General features: G+C 50.0%; 15 protein-coding genes. 10 read left to right on the forward strand and 5 right to left on the reverse strand.

The features are described 5' to 3' along the window. Positions 1-34 precede the first annotated feature (34 nt). Complete coding sequence (locus A4E33_RS11545) at positions 35-538, reverse strand: hypothetical protein (RefSeq protein WP_292348301.1); 504 nt, start codon at positions 536-538, stop codon at positions 35-37. Positions 539-1,141: 603 nt separating this feature from the next. On the opposite strand from A4E33_RS11545, the gene A4E33_RS11550 reads away from it, so the two are divergent. From A4E33_RS11550 to A4E33_RS11560, 3 genes are all read left to right on the forward strand, one after another. Then, positions 1,142-1,978: a hypothetical protein gene (locus A4E33_RS11550; RefSeq protein WP_292348303.1), complete on the forward strand. Its 837-nt coding sequence runs from the start codon at positions 1,142-1,144 to the stop codon at positions 1,976-1,978. A gap of 81 nt (positions 1,979-2,059) precedes the next feature. After that, complete coding sequence (locus tag A4E33_RS11555) at positions 2,060-2,290, forward strand: hypothetical protein (protein WP_292348305.1); 231 nt, start codon at positions 2,060-2,062, stop codon at positions 2,288-2,290. Positions 2,291-2,519: 229 nt separating this feature from the next. Further along, a complete protein-coding gene (locus tag A4E33_RS11560; RefSeq protein WP_292348307.1) occupies positions 2,520-3,488 on the forward strand; it encodes a hypothetical protein in 969 nt (322 codons plus the stop codon). 286 nt (positions 3,489-3,774) lie between these two features. Here A4E33_RS11560 and A4E33_RS14760 read toward each other — a convergent pair whose 3' ends face one another. Then, the gene (locus tag A4E33_RS14760) at positions 3,775-4,110 is read right to left on the reverse strand and encodes a hypothetical protein (RefSeq protein WP_363054306.1); all 336 of its coding nucleotides are present in this window, start codon (positions 4,108-4,110) and stop codon (positions 3,775-3,777) included. A 107-nt stretch (positions 4,111-4,217) separates the two neighbouring features. Here A4E33_RS14760 and A4E33_RS11565 point away from each other — a divergent pair, with 107 nt between their 5' ends. Both A4E33_RS11565 and A4E33_RS11570 read left to right on the forward strand, forming a co-directional pair. After that, entirely contained in the window at positions 4,218-4,955 is a 738-nt protein-coding gene (locus A4E33_RS11565) for a hypothetical protein (RefSeq protein ID WP_292348309.1), read from the forward strand. 70 nt (positions 4,956-5,025) lie between these two features. Next, entirely contained in the window at positions 5,026-5,181 is a 156-nt protein-coding gene (locus A4E33_RS11570; RefSeq protein WP_292348311.1) for a hypothetical protein, read from the forward strand. Here A4E33_RS11570 and A4E33_RS11575 read toward each other — a convergent pair. Next, positions 5,178-7,412, reverse strand: coding sequence for a nuclease-related domain-containing DEAD/DEAH box helicase (locus tag A4E33_RS11575; protein ID WP_292348313.1), 2,235 nt, complete (start codon positions 7,410-7,412; stop codon positions 5,178-5,180). The two genes, A4E33_RS11570 and A4E33_RS11575, sit on opposite strands and share 4 nt — an antisense overlap. 206 nt (positions 7,413-7,618) lie before the next feature. Then, a complete protein-coding gene (locus A4E33_RS11580; protein WP_292348315.1) occupies positions 7,619-8,023 on the reverse strand; it encodes a hypothetical protein in 405 nt (134 codons plus the stop codon). Between the two features lie 188 nt (positions 8,024-8,211). Here A4E33_RS11580 and dndB point away from each other — a divergent pair, with 188 nt between their 5' ends. From dndB to A4E33_RS11605, 5 genes are read left to right on the forward strand one after another with little or no spacing between them, the layout of a single operon-like run. Continuing rightward, a complete protein-coding gene (dndB, locus tag A4E33_RS11585; protein WP_292348317.1) occupies positions 8,212-9,354 on the forward strand; it encodes a DNA sulfur modification protein DndB in 1,143 nt (380 codons plus the stop codon). Next, complete coding sequence (gene dndC / locus A4E33_RS11590; RefSeq protein ID WP_292348319.1) at positions 9,351-10,814, forward strand: DNA phosphorothioation system sulfurtransferase DndC; 1,464 nt, start codon at positions 9,351-9,353, stop codon at positions 10,812-10,814. Before dndB ends, dndC begins: the two co-directional genes overlap by 4 nt. 9 nt (positions 10,815-10,823) lie before the next feature. Further along, positions 10,824-12,845, forward strand: coding sequence for a DNA sulfur modification protein DndD (dndD, locus tag A4E33_RS11595; protein ID WP_292348321.1), 2,022 nt, complete (start codon positions 10,824-10,826; stop codon positions 12,843-12,845). Continuing rightward, positions 12,842-13,270, forward strand: a complete 429-nt coding sequence (gene dndE / locus A4E33_RS11600) for a DNA sulfur modification protein DndE (RefSeq protein WP_292348323.1) — start codon at positions 12,842-12,844, stop codon at positions 13,268-13,270. Before dndD ends, dndE begins: the two co-directional genes overlap by 4 nt. Beyond that, complete coding sequence (locus A4E33_RS11605; RefSeq protein WP_292348325.1) at positions 13,260-14,432, forward strand: cysteine desulfurase family protein; 1,173 nt, start codon at positions 13,260-13,262, stop codon at positions 14,430-14,432. Before dndE ends, A4E33_RS11605 begins: the two co-directional genes overlap by 11 nt. Here A4E33_RS11605 and A4E33_RS11610 read toward each other — a convergent pair. Further along, positions 14,390-14,693: transposase (locus A4E33_RS11610; protein ID WP_363054311.1), on the reverse strand; the 304-nt coding region annotated here is incomplete at its 5' end. The two genes, A4E33_RS11605 and A4E33_RS11610, sit on opposite strands and share 43 nt — an antisense overlap.

Raw genomic sequence — 14,693 nt, forward strand, 5'->3', positions numbered from 1 at the left:
TTCATTCTCCAGCCTCACCCTTTCAGAGTTCGGCTTACGCGAGCGCCGCCACCGAATCCGCCCAGGTCTCGACCTTGGTGCGGATGGCGTCGTCCGAGTAGGACGTGAGGTTCACGCGGTCGCGGGCGATGGTCACCATGTACAGCTCCCCGTTGGGGTCACGGCACCGGAGCGTGGCCGAATAGGTCTCACTTGCCGGATCGCGAACTGGTGTGCCACCGTGAGCTGCCGTGAGTGCAGTGTCCGCGAGGAGCGCTGCTGCACCGGCATTGAACCCGGCGATGCTGCTGAACTTGCCGGACTGGTTCCCCACGGGTTTTGCCAGGGCATCCTGGTACACGACCTTTGCAACATAGGTCTCCTTCGACTTCTCCACCGGCGGGTGCATGACACCGGCCTCGGTATAGGCAACGCAGCCGAACGGGTTTGCCGTGATGACTGCCTGCACGATGCTGTCGAATGCCGATACATCTGCGATCGGGGTCGCGAGTTCGCGGACCGCGGTCTTGGTTATGGTTTTCTGTACGAAATCTGCCATTGTGTTTTTCCTCCTGTTTTTCTTTTCATTCTGATTTGAGATCCGAAGCGGGTCTCTGGTCGAAGGATGGTGTGTCATCCTTCGAAGTTCGACATATTGCCTCACTTCTCTTCGGAGAGGTTCTCCGAACCTCACCGATTCTCCTCAGCGGGGTTTTGGGAAACCTCTCTGATCTGGCAGGAGTGGTCCGCCCCTGCTTCGGTTCATCGGGCCCTTTGACAAAAAACCATGGAACCGAATGGATTATGGCCTTGTATATGTGAGCGGTTTTTTGAAAATTCGGAGAGATTATTGCGGCCTGATTGAAAAAATTCCAAAGGAACAGGGCTGTATGGAAGGAACGTAAAATGTTCCTCCGGGGTGAGGTTTTTTGCCCGGGTAACCAATCCGGACACAAGCGGCGTGATCGGAGTACTCCGGGTGTACCATTCCCCACGCCATTCCCGGTACTATTCACGAAATAGTTCCGGTAATCACTGGTACTCCCGGATGCCGGCGGCATACCGTGCCCCGGACCCGCGCCATACATCCAAACCTTTTTTGCGGGCGTAACGGATACTGTGAATACACCAAAATATCCACCGGGTGTTACGGGATACGGCCATGGAACGGAACAAGGCAATCACTGTTGCAATCGCCATCGCCGGTCTCCTTCTTGTTGCAGGAATTCTCTTTCTCGCATCCGGCCTGGTGTTCATGAACTGTGCGTCCTGCCTCCCGTTCATGGGCCAGGTGACCCAAAGCGGCAGCGATGCGGTCATCCACCTGTACTACAGCCCGGGCTGTTACCGGGGCGGCTGCGGGGTACACGGGATCACACTCGATGACGTGCAGGCCCTGCAGGTCGAGATCATCCCGGAAGGCCCGGGCGCCGGGGAGCGTATCGTGCGGGAGTTCCCGGCCTCGGAGTTCGGGGACAAACCGGAGATCCTCATTCCCCTGAACGACACGCTGACGCCGGCATGGAGGACGCTGGTGATCGCGACCATGGTATACAAGGACGGCGTGAGGGAGCAGGTCGCGTACAGGAGCCTCGGGCCGGAAGACACGCCGTCGGCACAGCATTCCGCACAGGCGTTATCCGCCCGGTTCATCCCCCCGGCTGCCGGCGGTGATGTCATCTGCGCTGTCCAGGAGCGGGGAGCGTACTTCCCGGACGAAGGCTTCGGCTGGGGCACCTGGTTCATCCTGTATGCCAACGGCACCGGCCTCTCGAAGAGCTACAATTTCCGCATTGACAAAACGGTGCCCGAGCCGGGGAAGCGCCGGGTCCTCACGGAAATGCCCGCCGGCAACGTGACCATTTCGACCGAGACCACAGACCGGATCTTCTGGTCAGAGAGCGGCGGGGTGCTCACGATCGATCTGGCGGGGATCAGGAAGGAGTACGTGGCAACGAGAGATGCTGCGGGGATTATTACTGCGGTGAAGGCGAAGTGAGGGGACTATGCTGCTGCCGGCAGGACCATAACAACATTATCTCTGTACCGGTAACCTGAGCACAGGCAAGGGTGAAAATCCATGGAGTCCGGCGAACTCACGTACCTGAGCGATGAGCAGGAGACGTATGTCCGGCTGCTCCGGGCTGCCGTCCCCCGGGACAGCGACAGCCGGGCCCTCGTCTACATCCTGTACAACCCCGGGTCAACATCCAAGGAGATCTTCCTTGGCACCGGCATCTGTTTCGGGACCCTGTCCCTGGCGCTGGGCCGGCTCGGGGAGCAGGGCTGGTGGGATAGGGGGAGTTCCTGACGCGGGATGTGGCCGGATATTTTTACCAAAACGGGTAAAAATCGCCGTTGGATGGCAGCGATCCGCCAAAGAGACCATGATCAAAAACCGGAAGAGATGCGTGTTCGGAGAATTATGTTTCACGCCGGGTTTCCATCCATGAAAACCGTACGTATTCTTGTGAAAAAAATGCGGAAGAAAAATATAATACAGCCTGCATCATATGAGACGTTGCCGGCAGACACATGGTATGACTGATGATGGAGAGCGGGGGAAATTCTCAGGACTCGAAAATCCGGTCTTCCTAGCCTATGCATTGACCGGAACATTCCTCCTCATCTTTCTCCTGGTCGTCCTGGAAGGACCAAAATACAATGACAACTTTAAAAATCCTGTCTGGGCGGTATTTCTGGCAACAGTCTGTATCCTGCCGCCGTTCCTGCCGGAACTGATCCTGTTTTTTAAAAAACACCTGACCGGTTTTTCCTACATGGGTTTTTCCGTCAGCTTTTCTGATATGAAGATGGACATGTCCTGTTCCTGGGACGAACTGAAACTGGATCATGTGGAAGGTGATGGAGAATTACCGGGCAGCAGGAAGGTATCTCCCGATGGCGTGATAGAGAGGATACGCATCCTGCAGCAGAGGGGGTGCACCCAGTACCTGCTTGACCTGTATGACGGCCGGTCCTGGAACCTGGAACTGTTGTATTTTTACCTTGTGTTTATCTCCAGCACAACAGGGATCCGGCAGATAATCTTTGTCGGAACGTCCAGAAATTCAAAGCAGACATTCATCGGCAGGGCAAAACTGGACAGGCTGATTGAGGAGCTGGACCGTGTCTATCCGGAGTATTGTGCATCTGCAGCCTGTGGCATCAGCCGGGAAAATGAGATTCCCCTTGGAGATGAATATGAAACGGTGCTGAAGGAGGCGTGGGAAAGGTACACAACTGGGCTCGCTGTGTACCTGCAGCAGGCCAATAAACATGGGGTTACCAGGATCGATGCTGCATGGGTGGCCCGGTTCTGCAGGGAGTTCCTCAATACCGACAGCGTCGAGTACCATGAGTGTACGAATGAAGAGGATGCCAGGGCAGTCCTCCGGTGCAGGAACCGGTGCATCGCTGTTGTTGACCGCGGGCAGTACAGGTTCACGATAGACCGGGACAAATTCGCCCTGGCTTTTGCCCGGAAGGTCATGTGTGTGAAAAGATAACCGGCCGGGGAGCTGCTCTCTTGGATCGAATCCGGGATCCGGGATGAGCGGGCGCGGTTTTCAGCTGAGATCCGTGGGGTGAGGGGGGGGCTGTGTTAGGCAAGTGTGAAAAAAACCCAAACCCTTAACGTTACAAAAATGAATCCCTCTTCCGAGCACACATGGCCGAATGCATCCCCGACCGTCTTTCCGCAAAGGCAAGCCGGAACAAGCATGTTGAATTTTCGGCCGGGAGTTGGGAAGTATCAAGGAAAGGGGAACCTGGAAAATCTTTTTTTTACCTGGACTAGACATAACGGTAAAACCATTCATACCCGCATTGTTCACACTGCACCAGAAACCCCTGATCAACAGCCTCATAATCTGCATTGGGTATAGGATGTTTTCCATGACACAAGTACTGGGATGAACCGCACGACGGGCATTTGATTTTTTCACTGGCGAACTTGGTAATCCGGACAGATGTATCAAGGCGGCTCCTGTTTTTTATGGGAGTCTCCACTGATTTTTTCAACTCCGCCGGCTTGTCGTACCGCTGAAATGGCGTACAATAACCACAGGTCCGGCATTTTAACATCCCCGCTGAAGGTATCATCATTGACTTGCATTTTGGGCAGAACATCAGTCAGCGATCTATATTCAATATCAGGATATATTCTTACGCATACCCAGCCGGTTTTCTAAATAAAAAACCTATTTCATGAAAAACCGATCAACCTTTGAAAGAGTATGGAAAGCATTCAATGGGATCAGGCACGGGACAGCTATTGTTATCCCTTCGATTTACGTCAGTTCCACAGGAAAAAAGAATTCCCTGAAGAATTTTTCAATCTTCAATCCAAAGGCGGAAGGGATGTTACAATACAATTTGAAAACCGCTTCCGGACACTTGCCCGGAACCATTGTGAAGTCTATATCGAAGTCCTGTTCTGGAAATTATTTTCCAAAAGAGTGAAAGACCCGGCGCTGGATTCGAACAGCTGGTATAATTCCGCGATTGATATCCTGAAAAAAACATCTCCGTATGCATTCTGGACGGAGATATCGGATTTTGTCGATGCCCTTAACCATGACAATATCCACGATGTAATGAAGAATTATCAACGGATTGCTGGCCATATCAGGATCCGGAACAAGCTTATTATCCCGCTCACTTTTACATCGCTTGCGTATCCGGAGATCCTGCCAATGATTGATACGGTTGTCATCTCATGGATAAATGGCAATCTTAAAGAACACAATACGGGCCGGAAGAATACCCTAATCGCTTTTCCGATCATGACTCCGACGATTGAAAACGATCTCCCCCGGTATATCCGGTGGGTCGGATGGTGCCGTGAGAGTGCAGAAATTCTCAACCATCTATCGCGGTATAACGACTGGCGTCCCCGTGACGTTGAAATGGCGGTTTTTACATATCAGCGGCTGGGGCTGGGGAAACAGCTGGAGATCCTGCACCGGGCCTGATATCGGAGTGTGCTGGTCAGCAGGAGTCTCAATCGAAAAAAACAAGCCCTCAGCCCGATATCTCTTCCCTATGCAATCGTTTGATCTCCAGAATTTCAAAACGATCAACACGATTATCGAGCGGGACAGCAAGGACACAACCTACAAGTACGCCCTCCTCCGCGGGGCTGTAGAGATCTCGCAGGAATACCAGCTCCTAAAGTATAATAACGGCAGACCGGACTAGTGGACAGCCAATTCTTCCTGGTATCCGCGTGTGTCCGACACCTCCTCATCATAACAATTTCTTGCGATCTTCGGTTTTCCCCGGTATGTGAATTTAATCTGATCACTTGACTGAATGATTTCCCGCAATTCGTTGTACAATGGGTACTCACCAGTTCCGCTGATATTGACAAGTCCCCTCGTTCTTGTCATGGATATGAACAGCTGGTTTCTCAGGTTGACATCCGCCTCATTCCTGGCAACTTTTTCCAAATCGGTGACAAACACAACATCCGATTCATTTCCTTTCGCACGGGCAACCGAACTTATCGTTACACAAAATTCTTCGCGGAATTTATCGAGGATGCCATGTATCGTATGGAAATCTATGACATTTTTTACCGGAGCTGTGACGTTGTAGTAATTGATCTTCTTCTTCGCTAACTCCTCAGCCATAATATGCAGGTTTTCACGGGTAAAGTCCAGAGGAATGATTAATAATTGCCGCATGGGGTCAAGATAATCCTCCCGGCACATCTTTTCGATCGATGATGCGAGAGCTGCATACTCCTCTTGTTTTGAAACAAATGGTCCTTTGAATCCGACAAACGGGAATGAGGGATATGCTCTTGATAATATATTCCGGGAATTCCTCTCAGGACGGGACAATGTAATCTCATTGTTGGCCCGGAACACCCCGTCTACTTCGTACCCAAGAGCTTCCCATTCTTCCTTTGAAGTCGGTCCGGCCAGCATACCATCCTTGTAAAGGAGCCCCATCCCGAGTGTATGCGCTGCGACTAATACCGGTCCTGGTGTCCGGCAGCATTTCTTCATGATGACACTTCGTCGGACACCGTTCTTGTCCATGCCGGAAAATGCTTTCATGAGATCGGGATCATTACCGAAAAGTTCGCCTGCAGTAGGAATTTTCTGGGAGAATGTGCACTGGTATTCATCATATGCCCAGATGAGCCGCCGGATAAGCTTGTTATCCGGGTTGAGGGATTTTAATGCCTGGTAGGCAAGCCAGATGATCGGCTGCTTGCCGTTATGGAGTAATTCCGGTTTTTCCGTGATGAGATCCTGGCCCTCGTCGATCAGGACCGCATCGAACATCGGAGCAATACGGGTTGTTTCAAGGAGTTTCTTTGACAGGAAGGCAAGCTCATCGACACCATAACTGTACGGGATCTGGTCGTTGGGGATCTTTTTTGCTTGATGAAAATCACGGATTGTCGAATAGAACCCGGGTTTTTTCATGCTGCCCCACGCATGGAGTATCCTGAGTTTATTGGGATCCCAGGTGCCTCCAAGCCTGCCAACGCTTTCCCTCACTCTCTGTTCGATCTCATGATACAGGGACTGGGTATAGAAGACAAGCGCAATGTCCCATTCCGGATGCTCGGAATGCATGTGCGCAGCTTTCTGGCACAACAGCATTGTCTTACCTGATCCGGCAACCCCGCGGATCCTCTGCGGGCCTTCGGGGATCTGTTTTGCATAGCTGAACAGTTTGATGGTTGATGTAGTCAGTGAGCTCTCGAGCAGGCAGAATTTCTGGGCCAGTGGTTCTGTGTCAGTTGTCGAATTGTACGGTGCTGGAGGTTCAGCTGTTTCATAAACCGTCACTTCATCTTCAACATCATACTGATCGCACGGGAGGATATCCCCGGAAAATTCCGTTAGATGGAGATCAGAGATGAACTTCTCCCTAACAGCATTCGTGTAGATTAATGGAGCATTTTCAAAAAATAATTTCGAACCAAGTGTGTCCATGGTTACCAAATCAAACCACGACACTTCACTTCTGGTGATAGATCCTTTGTACACGCTGCCCTTGGGAAAATACCCCCACGCTTCTGTCCTCATGATGTCTTCTTCTTTGACATCCGCAAGAAGCGGCCTGACACTTGCTAACAGTGACTGGTTGAATTTACTCCGCTCCTTTTTCAGCTGGTGGAGGAGGTTCCTGGGGAGGATATACTCATTCCCGTTCTTTTTTACTGCTTTCCAGTCTCCATTCAATTCTCCGTGAATCTCTCCTGATATCTTTTTCAGCTCGAGTAACACCGGCCCTGATGAAGTGAAGATGACACAGTCAATTTCCGTCGAGTCTTTCACATTAAAATTCAGCAACAGGTAGATATCGTCATCGAAATGCTCCTTTTTCAGGACATCGATGATCTCGTGCTGCTGGAGGATCTCGTGTCGGTTTTCTGATGTATTACCGATGAATATCCGGATTGCCATTTATTCAGGACCTGGTTTTGTGATTTAAGGATAATTCCCCTAAGGCGGCAGGGAAAATAAAGAGTTTGGAAGGGTTTTGGTGATTAAAAAAAAGAAAGGATATTATGAGATCTTAAGCTCATCGGTGTCCCACACATAGCTACGTGGGCTAGCCCCGAAAGTATAACCACAAGTCGAACCAAGAAAAAAGGTGAAACCGTCTTGAATCATTTTTTATTTTCTTCTTGTGATTTCTTTTTGCAGAAGTTTATGAGCTTTTCCGCCAAATTACCCAATTTTTCCCATCCCTCAGGGCAGGTATCCCACCAGGAATATTCAGCATAATTAAAACCGTTTTTTATCCGGATTGTGTAGGTTGTTCCATCACAACCCATCGAGAATTCCGGGATAATTGGAAAGTTACTTATCATAATTTCGTCTGTAAAATCCTTGAAATCAAAAGGGGATATTGATATTTCCTCACTGACCTCGGGTTCGATAGGGAAACCATTGAGCTCAAGATTTCCGCAATAGGTAATACCCTGATTTGTTAGTGTTATGGTAAGAGGGATGCAAAAAGAGGGATCCACCACTAACTCTATTGTTAGATCATTAACTGGTTCAGTTTCCATAGAAATACGAACTACCCCTCTGATTAATAAATTATTTCCTTCATAAAAAATTGCCACATGAATCGTGAATCCCATGGGGATAGATACCGGATGGCGATATAGCAAGTTCCAGCATTTTTTTTCACTTCCACACTTTCACAGAGCAACTTCCAAATGCTTATATGTAAACTTCCACAAAATAAAAAACCATGAAACATACGGTGCCAGATGAAAACGAAGATCTGGAAACCGCAGTGTACTCTTTTCCTGCAATCCGTGGTATCCAGGCCGGGAGAGAGTACTATTCTGCGATGGTCCAGCTCAAACTGATACCGGCAATCTTCCGTTTCAATGAATCCGAAGTGCCGCCTCAGATCCGTGCCCAGCGTGTGTTGAATCAGGCCAGAATTCCAGAAATTGCCAATTATATCGTGAATAATCCCAGGGATTATGTTTTTTCATCCATTTCTGCATCAATAAGCGATGGCCGTGTGAGATTTGTACCGCTGGATCCAAAAAACCAGACTGGGAAACTTGGAATTCTGAAAGTCCCGATGGAGGCAAAAGTCCTCATCAACGATGGCCAGCACCGCAGGGCTGCAATTGAAGAAGCACTGAAACAGCGCCCGGAGCTCGGGAACGAGACGATCTCCGTTGTCTTCTTTATCGATGCCGGCCTGAAACGGAGCCAGCAGATGTTCTCTGATCTGAACCGTCATGCAGTGAGACCGACAAAATCCATCAGTATCCTCTACGATTCCCGTGAAACCTTCGCGCAATCCGTACGAGATATGGCAAATGCTTTACCGATTTTCAAGGATCTTACAGATTTTGAAAAAACATCTATTTCGAACAGATCGAGGAAAATGTTTACCCTTTCAACAATCTATCAGGCGACAGCTTCCCTCCTCGGCAAGAATACCAAAGTGAAAAAAATCACAAAAGAAGAAGAAACACTTGCCTGTGAATTCTGGAATGAAGTGACAAAAAATATTCCGGACTGGCAGCTGCTGATCAAAGGGGAAGTCGCAAGCAGTTCACTACGTAATGATTTCGTCCATGCACATGGAGTTGCACTTCATGCTCTTGGAATCACCGGCCACAGCCTCCTTGAGACATACCCGGATTCATGGAAAGAGCAATTGAAGAAACTTCACGCAATTGACTGGTCGCGTTCCAATGAAAAAGTCTGGGAAGGAAGGGCAATGACCAACGGACGTATCTCGAAGAACCAGATGAATCTCGCCCTCACTGTGAATTATCTGAAACAGAAACTGAAGATTCCCTTATCCCCGGATGAAGAGAAGATCGAGAAACGTTTCCTGAAACAAATCCGCGGGAATGCAGAATGACGCCACAGAAGACCCTCAACGGGAAGGATCTGTCGGTCTTCGATAAGAAGGGACTTGCCAGATTACACAAAGAAATCCAGGACGTTTATCTGAGTGACACCCGACCATGGGTTATCGGGTACAGCGGCGGCAAGGATTCGACAACTGCCCTTCAGCTGGTGTGGTATGCGATTGCCGAACTTCCTGAAGAAAAGAGGACAAAACCGGTCTTTGTGATCTCTTCCGATACCCTCGTAGAAACACCGGTGATTGTCGATTACATCATTACAACACATGAACGGATCAACAAAGCAGCCAAAGAACAGAAACTTCCTTTCACGGCATTCCGGCTCACTCCCCGCATCATTGATTCCTTCTGGGTCAATCTGATCGGCAGGGGATATCCGGCACCAAGTACCCAGTTCCGCTGGTGTACGGAACGGCTGAAGATCCGTACTGCGGACCGGTTCATTCTGGAAAGCGTGACAAAATATGGCGAAGTCGTGATGATTCTCGGCGTAAGGAAGGGTGAGAGTGCAACCCGCGATCAGGTGATGAACCTCTACGAGATCGAAGGGTCAAAACTTGCCCACCATTCACGATTCCCCCAATCATATGTGTATACACCAATCCGCGATTTCTCCGTTGATGATGTCTGGACATACCTGCTCCAGAAACCTTCCCCGTGGGGGAATAACAACCGGGATCTTCTTGCACTGTATAAGAGTGCCCAGGATGGGGAATGTCCTCTCGTTGTAGATACCCAGACTTCTTCTTGCGGAAACAGCCGATTCGGCTGCTGGGTCTGTACAGTCGTCCAGAAAGACCGTAGTATGGAAGCACTTATCGAGAATGGCGAGGACTGGATGGAACCCCTCCTTGATCTACGGAATGAACTTGCGGAGACGCAGAATCCTGAGAAAAAAAAGGAAGTTCGCGATTACCGGAGGATGGACGGAAAAGTCAAGTGGATGGATAAGGGGGATACAAAGGAGATCATCCGGGGACCGTACAAATTTGAATATCAGAAAATACTGCTCCGGAAATTACTTGAAGCCCAGATAAGTGTCAGAAAGAACGGGCCGAATCCGAATTTCACGTTAATCTTACCGGAAGAACTATTCGAGATCCGGAAAATCTGGATGACTCAGAAGGGCGATTGGGACGATTCTGTTGCAAAAATCTATCAGGACGTCACCGGTGAGACGCTCGACTGGACAAAGGATGATCTCGGATCATTTTCAAAAACCGAACAGGAATTACTCCAGAAGATTTGCGAGAGCAAAAAGGTACCGCTTCGTCTGGTTACAAAACTGATGGACGTAGAACAGCAGATGCAGGGAATGACCCGAAGATCTTCTGTGTATAATCGACTTGATTCGGTTCTTTCTGAAGACTGGATGACAGAAGAAGAGGTCAGAAAACAGATTGCCAATCCTGATGCACTTGATAAAAAACGCCGGCGTCTCCGGCATGTGTGAGGTGGACAGATGCAGTTGCATTCATTAACGCTGGAAAATGTCCGTATCTTCCGTGGGAAGAATGTCCTGGACTTCACACCCGCTGCAACAAAGGACTCCCCCAAACCAATCATCCTCATCGGAGGAAAGAATGGCGCGGGGAAGACGACCCTGTTCGAATCGATCCTCCTCTGCCTGTACGGCCAGCATTCTCCCGGGAGCCGGCTGTCCAATGCAAAATACGAAGAGTATATCCGGCAGATGGTTCCCCGCGGGAAAACAAATGAACCGGAACTGAAACCGGCAATCGAAGTTGCCTTTGACTTCACACACTCAGGTCTTCGCCAGACTTATCACGTCCGTCGTGAATGGGAATTGAACCCGAACTTTTCAGAGAAACTTACGATCCGCCGCAACGGAGAGATCCTGCATGACATTGAAGCGGATCAGTGGCAGGACCTGCTCAACGAGCTGATTCCTCCCCGGTTTGCCCGGCTGTTCCTTTTCGACGGGGAAAAGATCCAGAATCTGGTAGAGGATACGGCTGAGAACGTCTATCTGAAAGAATCATTTAAATCGCTCCTTGGGCTCGATCTCGTTGACCGGCTGAAAGCCGATCTGGGAATTTATCTCAGGCATAATCTGAAAGGAGCAGAGCTGTCCGAAATTGAGAAAAAACAGGAAGAGATCCAGTCTTCTATCGATAAAGCCGAGCACGAGAAGGAGAGTCTGCAGCAGGAACGGGCACAGGTCCAGACAAAGATTGACCAGATCCGGGGGGAAGTTGAACGACAGGAACAGCTCGTTGCCGGGGAAGGAGGAAGTTTTGCCCGGAAACGGGAAGACCTCAAGAAAGAGAAAACACGATTGGATCATGAAGTGGTGAATACCCAGAATGAGATCCGCGAACTTTGTGCCGGCCTGTTCCCGTTCTCCATCAGCCCGGCATATTGCAAAATTCTGAAGGAGCACCTTATAGAGGAAGATGCAATCCAGTCCCGTATCCGGTCGCAGGAGATCATCCATAAGAATATCGGGGAACTGAACAAGATCCTCGAATCACCGGCATTCTGGTCGGATATCTCGGTTGCGGAGACCCAGAAAGCCAAGGTGCGGTTCAAGATTACCAGCCTCCTGCACCAGCAGCTGGCAAATGATGAGAAAGTGAGGAAAAAACCTCTTATTCACCATGTGTCCCAGCATGAATATCATCAGCTCATGAAGTGGATTGACGATGCGATCTCGTCAGTGCCGGAAAAGATGATTCAGCTCTCGGAGACTCTGGAAAAACTGACTGCCCAGCGAACGAAGACCGAGGAGAAGATCAATAAGGCCCCGTCAGATGATATCATCGGACCATATATTACGAAGCTCAATGAACTGAACCAGAATCTCGGAAAATTCACCGAACAACTCCGGTCGTTCGATGAGAGAATCCATCAGATCGATATCGAGATTATCGATCTGAAACGCCGGCTGGACAAGGTGGATGAGGAGATCCAGGGCACCAAGGGCGGAACACGGAAGGCCGATCTTATCCGGGCTGTCACAAGCGTCCTTAATGAATATTCGAAGGAACTTCAGCAGCAGAAGATCAATCAGCTGGGTGATAACATCCTCTCCTGTTTCAACCGCCTTAACCGGAAGGACGACTATGTCCGTAATATCCTGATCGATGACCATTACAACATCACATTGTTCGAACCCGACGGCCATCCGATTCCCAAGGATCTGCTCTCTGCCGGTGAGAAGGAGATCTTTGCGGTCTCGCTTCTCTGGGGTCTCACGCTGACTTCCGGCCGGCAGCTGCCGTTCATCATCGATACACCTCTCGGCCGTCTTGACAGCGAACACCGGGGCAATCTTGTGATGGACTTCTTCCAGCATGCCGGGGACCAGATGATCATCTTCTCCACGGATACGGAGATCGACAAGGAATACTTCCGGGTACTGCAGCCCCATATCGCACGGGCTTATCATCTGGATTATTCGAAAAAAGACCGGGTCACGACCATCTCTCCGGGATACTTCTGGCAGGAGGCTGAATCATGACATCATCCAGCGGATTTTACAGGATCCGGATCAGCGAGAAGGCAACATTCCGGCTGAACCAGATGAAAGGGAAGACCGGGCTGACACCGAATATTCTCTGCCGGATTGCGATATGTTATTCTCTCAATGATCCCGCCATTCCGAACCCTGCGGAATACGATGAGAAGGGCCAGGAACTGAACCGGTACACTCTGACAGGTGAATGGGATACTTTCTTCATAGCGCTCGTGAAAGAACGTTGTATTAAAGACCGTCTCGATCCGGAGAAGGAACTCTACAATCAGCTTCGGGCACATCTGAACCGGGGTGTATTCGGGATCTTCACACAGGTAAAGAGCCTTGGGGACTTCCAGATTCTCCTGAAGCACAAGGCAGCAGGAATAAAATCCGACATGAAATCTGAGGAGCGTTCGCATGGAAAATAAACGTCCCATCTATATGGATCATCATGCAACAACCCCGGTCGATCCCCGCGTGCTGGAAGCAATGCTCCCCTACTTTTCCGATACTTTTGGCAACGCCGGCAGTATTGATCACGTGTATGGAGCTGTTGCTGCTGATGCGGTGAAAAAAGCCCGGGAACAATGCGCTCATATCCTCAATACTTCAGCGGATGAGATCATCTTCACCAGCGGGGCGACCGAATCGGATAACATCGCAATCCTTGGTGTTGCCGATCAATATGCTGCGAAAGGCGATCATATCATCACCTGTGTCACCGAGCACAAAGCGGTCCTCGACACCTGTAAGCATCTCCAGAAGACCGGGAAGACCGTGACGTTTTTGCCGGTTGATAAATACGGATTGGTTGATCCTGGCGCTGTTGAAGCTGCGATTACAGATAAAACGGTCCTGATCTCGATCATGACGGCCAACAATGAGATCGGGACTATTGCCCCTATTAAAGAGATTGGGAAGATCGCTCACGATCACTGTGTAATCTTCCACACCGATGCGGCACAGGCTGTCGGACATATTCCGATGGATGTGGAGGCGATGAACATCGATCTTCTCTCATTCTCCGGCCATAAGATCTACGGGCCGAAGGGGATTGGGGGGTTGTATGTACGCCGGCGGAATCCCAAGGTGAAAGTCTCTCCCGTCATGTTCGGTGGCGGGCAGGAGAAAGGGCTCCGGTCCGGAACCCTGAATGTGCCGGGGATTGTCGGGCTCGGGAAGGCGCTCGCGATAGCAGAGAAAGAGATGGGCAGAGATGAGAAGCAGTACCAGCAGTGGACTTCTCTGATGTACAATTCATTTATGGATGCTGTGCCGGATGTGATGCTGAATGGGCATCCGACGAAACGACTTGCTCACAATCTGAACGTCTGTTTCCCTGGAATCGAGAGCAAAGCGCTGATCAATCTGCTGAAGAATGACATTGCGTTCTCAGCTGGATCGGCATGTACGACCACGAGCGTGGAGCCGTCGCATGTTTTACTTGCAATTGGCCGGTCAGAGGAGGAGTCGCACTGGGCGGTGCGGTTCGGGCTGGGGAGGGGAAATGGGGAAGAGGAAATTCGAGAGTGTATTATAAAGACAATTCAAAAGATACAAAAATTGGAATTAATAAAATCTGCTCTGTAGAAACCCTCAATCCAGACGAACAGAATAATTCTGTCGAGGTTGGCAAGGATGATCTTACATGCGATTTCCTTCTTCTGGATCTGGAATGATCTCGACTTCAGGTCGGCTCCGAACCTCCGTTTAAGGACAGAGAATTTAGTTTCAACTAGGACCCGTTTACGGTACCGGACAACGTCGAAATTGTCAGTCATTTCTTTCCGGTATTTTCCCCGGATATTGGCGGTATTACTCCAGGATCTTGTCGGGATAACCGAATCGGCC

Origin of the sequence: Methanoregula sp. PtaB.Bin085 (genome assembly GCF_002067035.1) — an archaeon.
GTDB lineage: Archaea > Halobacteriota > Methanomicrobia > Methanomicrobiales > Methanospirillaceae > Methanoregula.

Excerpts from the sequence above, each read along its gene's own strand:
- A4E33_RS11605 (WP_292348325.1), top strand. The coding sequence starts at position 13,260 with ATGGAAAATAAACGTCCCATCTATATGGATCATCATGCAACAACCCCG.
- A4E33_RS11580 (WP_292348315.1), bottom strand. The coding sequence starts at position 8,023 with ATGGAAACTGAACCAGTTAATGATCTAACAATAGAGTTAGTGGTGGAT.
- A4E33_RS11575 (WP_292348313.1), bottom strand. The coding sequence starts at position 7,412 with ATGGCAATCCGGATATTCATCGGTAATACATCAGAAAACCGACACGAG.
- A4E33_RS11550 (WP_292348303.1), top strand. The coding sequence starts at position 1,142 with ATGGAACGGAACAAGGCAATCACTGTTGCAATCGCCATCGCCGGTCTC.
- A4E33_RS11560 (WP_292348307.1), top strand. The coding sequence starts at position 2,520 with ATGACTGATGATGGAGAGCGGGGGAAATTCTCAGGACTCGAAAATCCG.
- A4E33_RS11570 (WP_292348311.1), top strand. The coding sequence starts at position 5,026 with ATGCAATCGTTTGATCTCCAGAATTTCAAAACGATCAACACGATTATC.
- dndE (WP_292348323.1), top strand. The coding sequence starts at position 12,842 with ATGACATCATCCAGCGGATTTTACAGGATCCGGATCAGCGAGAAGGCA.
- dndC (WP_292348319.1), top strand. The coding sequence starts at position 9,351 with ATGACGCCACAGAAGACCCTCAACGGGAAGGATCTGTCGGTCTTCGAT.
- A4E33_RS11565 (WP_292348309.1), top strand. The coding sequence starts at position 4,218 with ATGGAAAGCATTCAATGGGATCAGGCACGGGACAGCTATTGTTATCCC.
- dndB (WP_292348317.1), top strand. The coding sequence starts at position 8,212 with ATGAAACATACGGTGCCAGATGAAAACGAAGATCTGGAAACCGCAGTG.
- A4E33_RS11555 (WP_292348305.1), top strand. The coding sequence starts at position 2,060 with ATGGAGTCCGGCGAACTCACGTACCTGAGCGATGAGCAGGAGACGTAT.
- A4E33_RS14760 (WP_363054306.1), bottom strand. The coding sequence starts at position 4,110 with ATGTTCTGCCCAAAATGCAAGTCAATGATGATACCTTCAGCGGGGATG.
- dndD (WP_292348321.1), top strand. The coding sequence starts at position 10,824 with ATGCAGTTGCATTCATTAACGCTGGAAAATGTCCGTATCTTCCGTGGG.
- A4E33_RS11545 (WP_292348301.1), bottom strand. The coding sequence starts at position 538 with ATGGCAGATTTCGTACAGAAAACCATAACCAAGACCGCGGTCCGCGAA.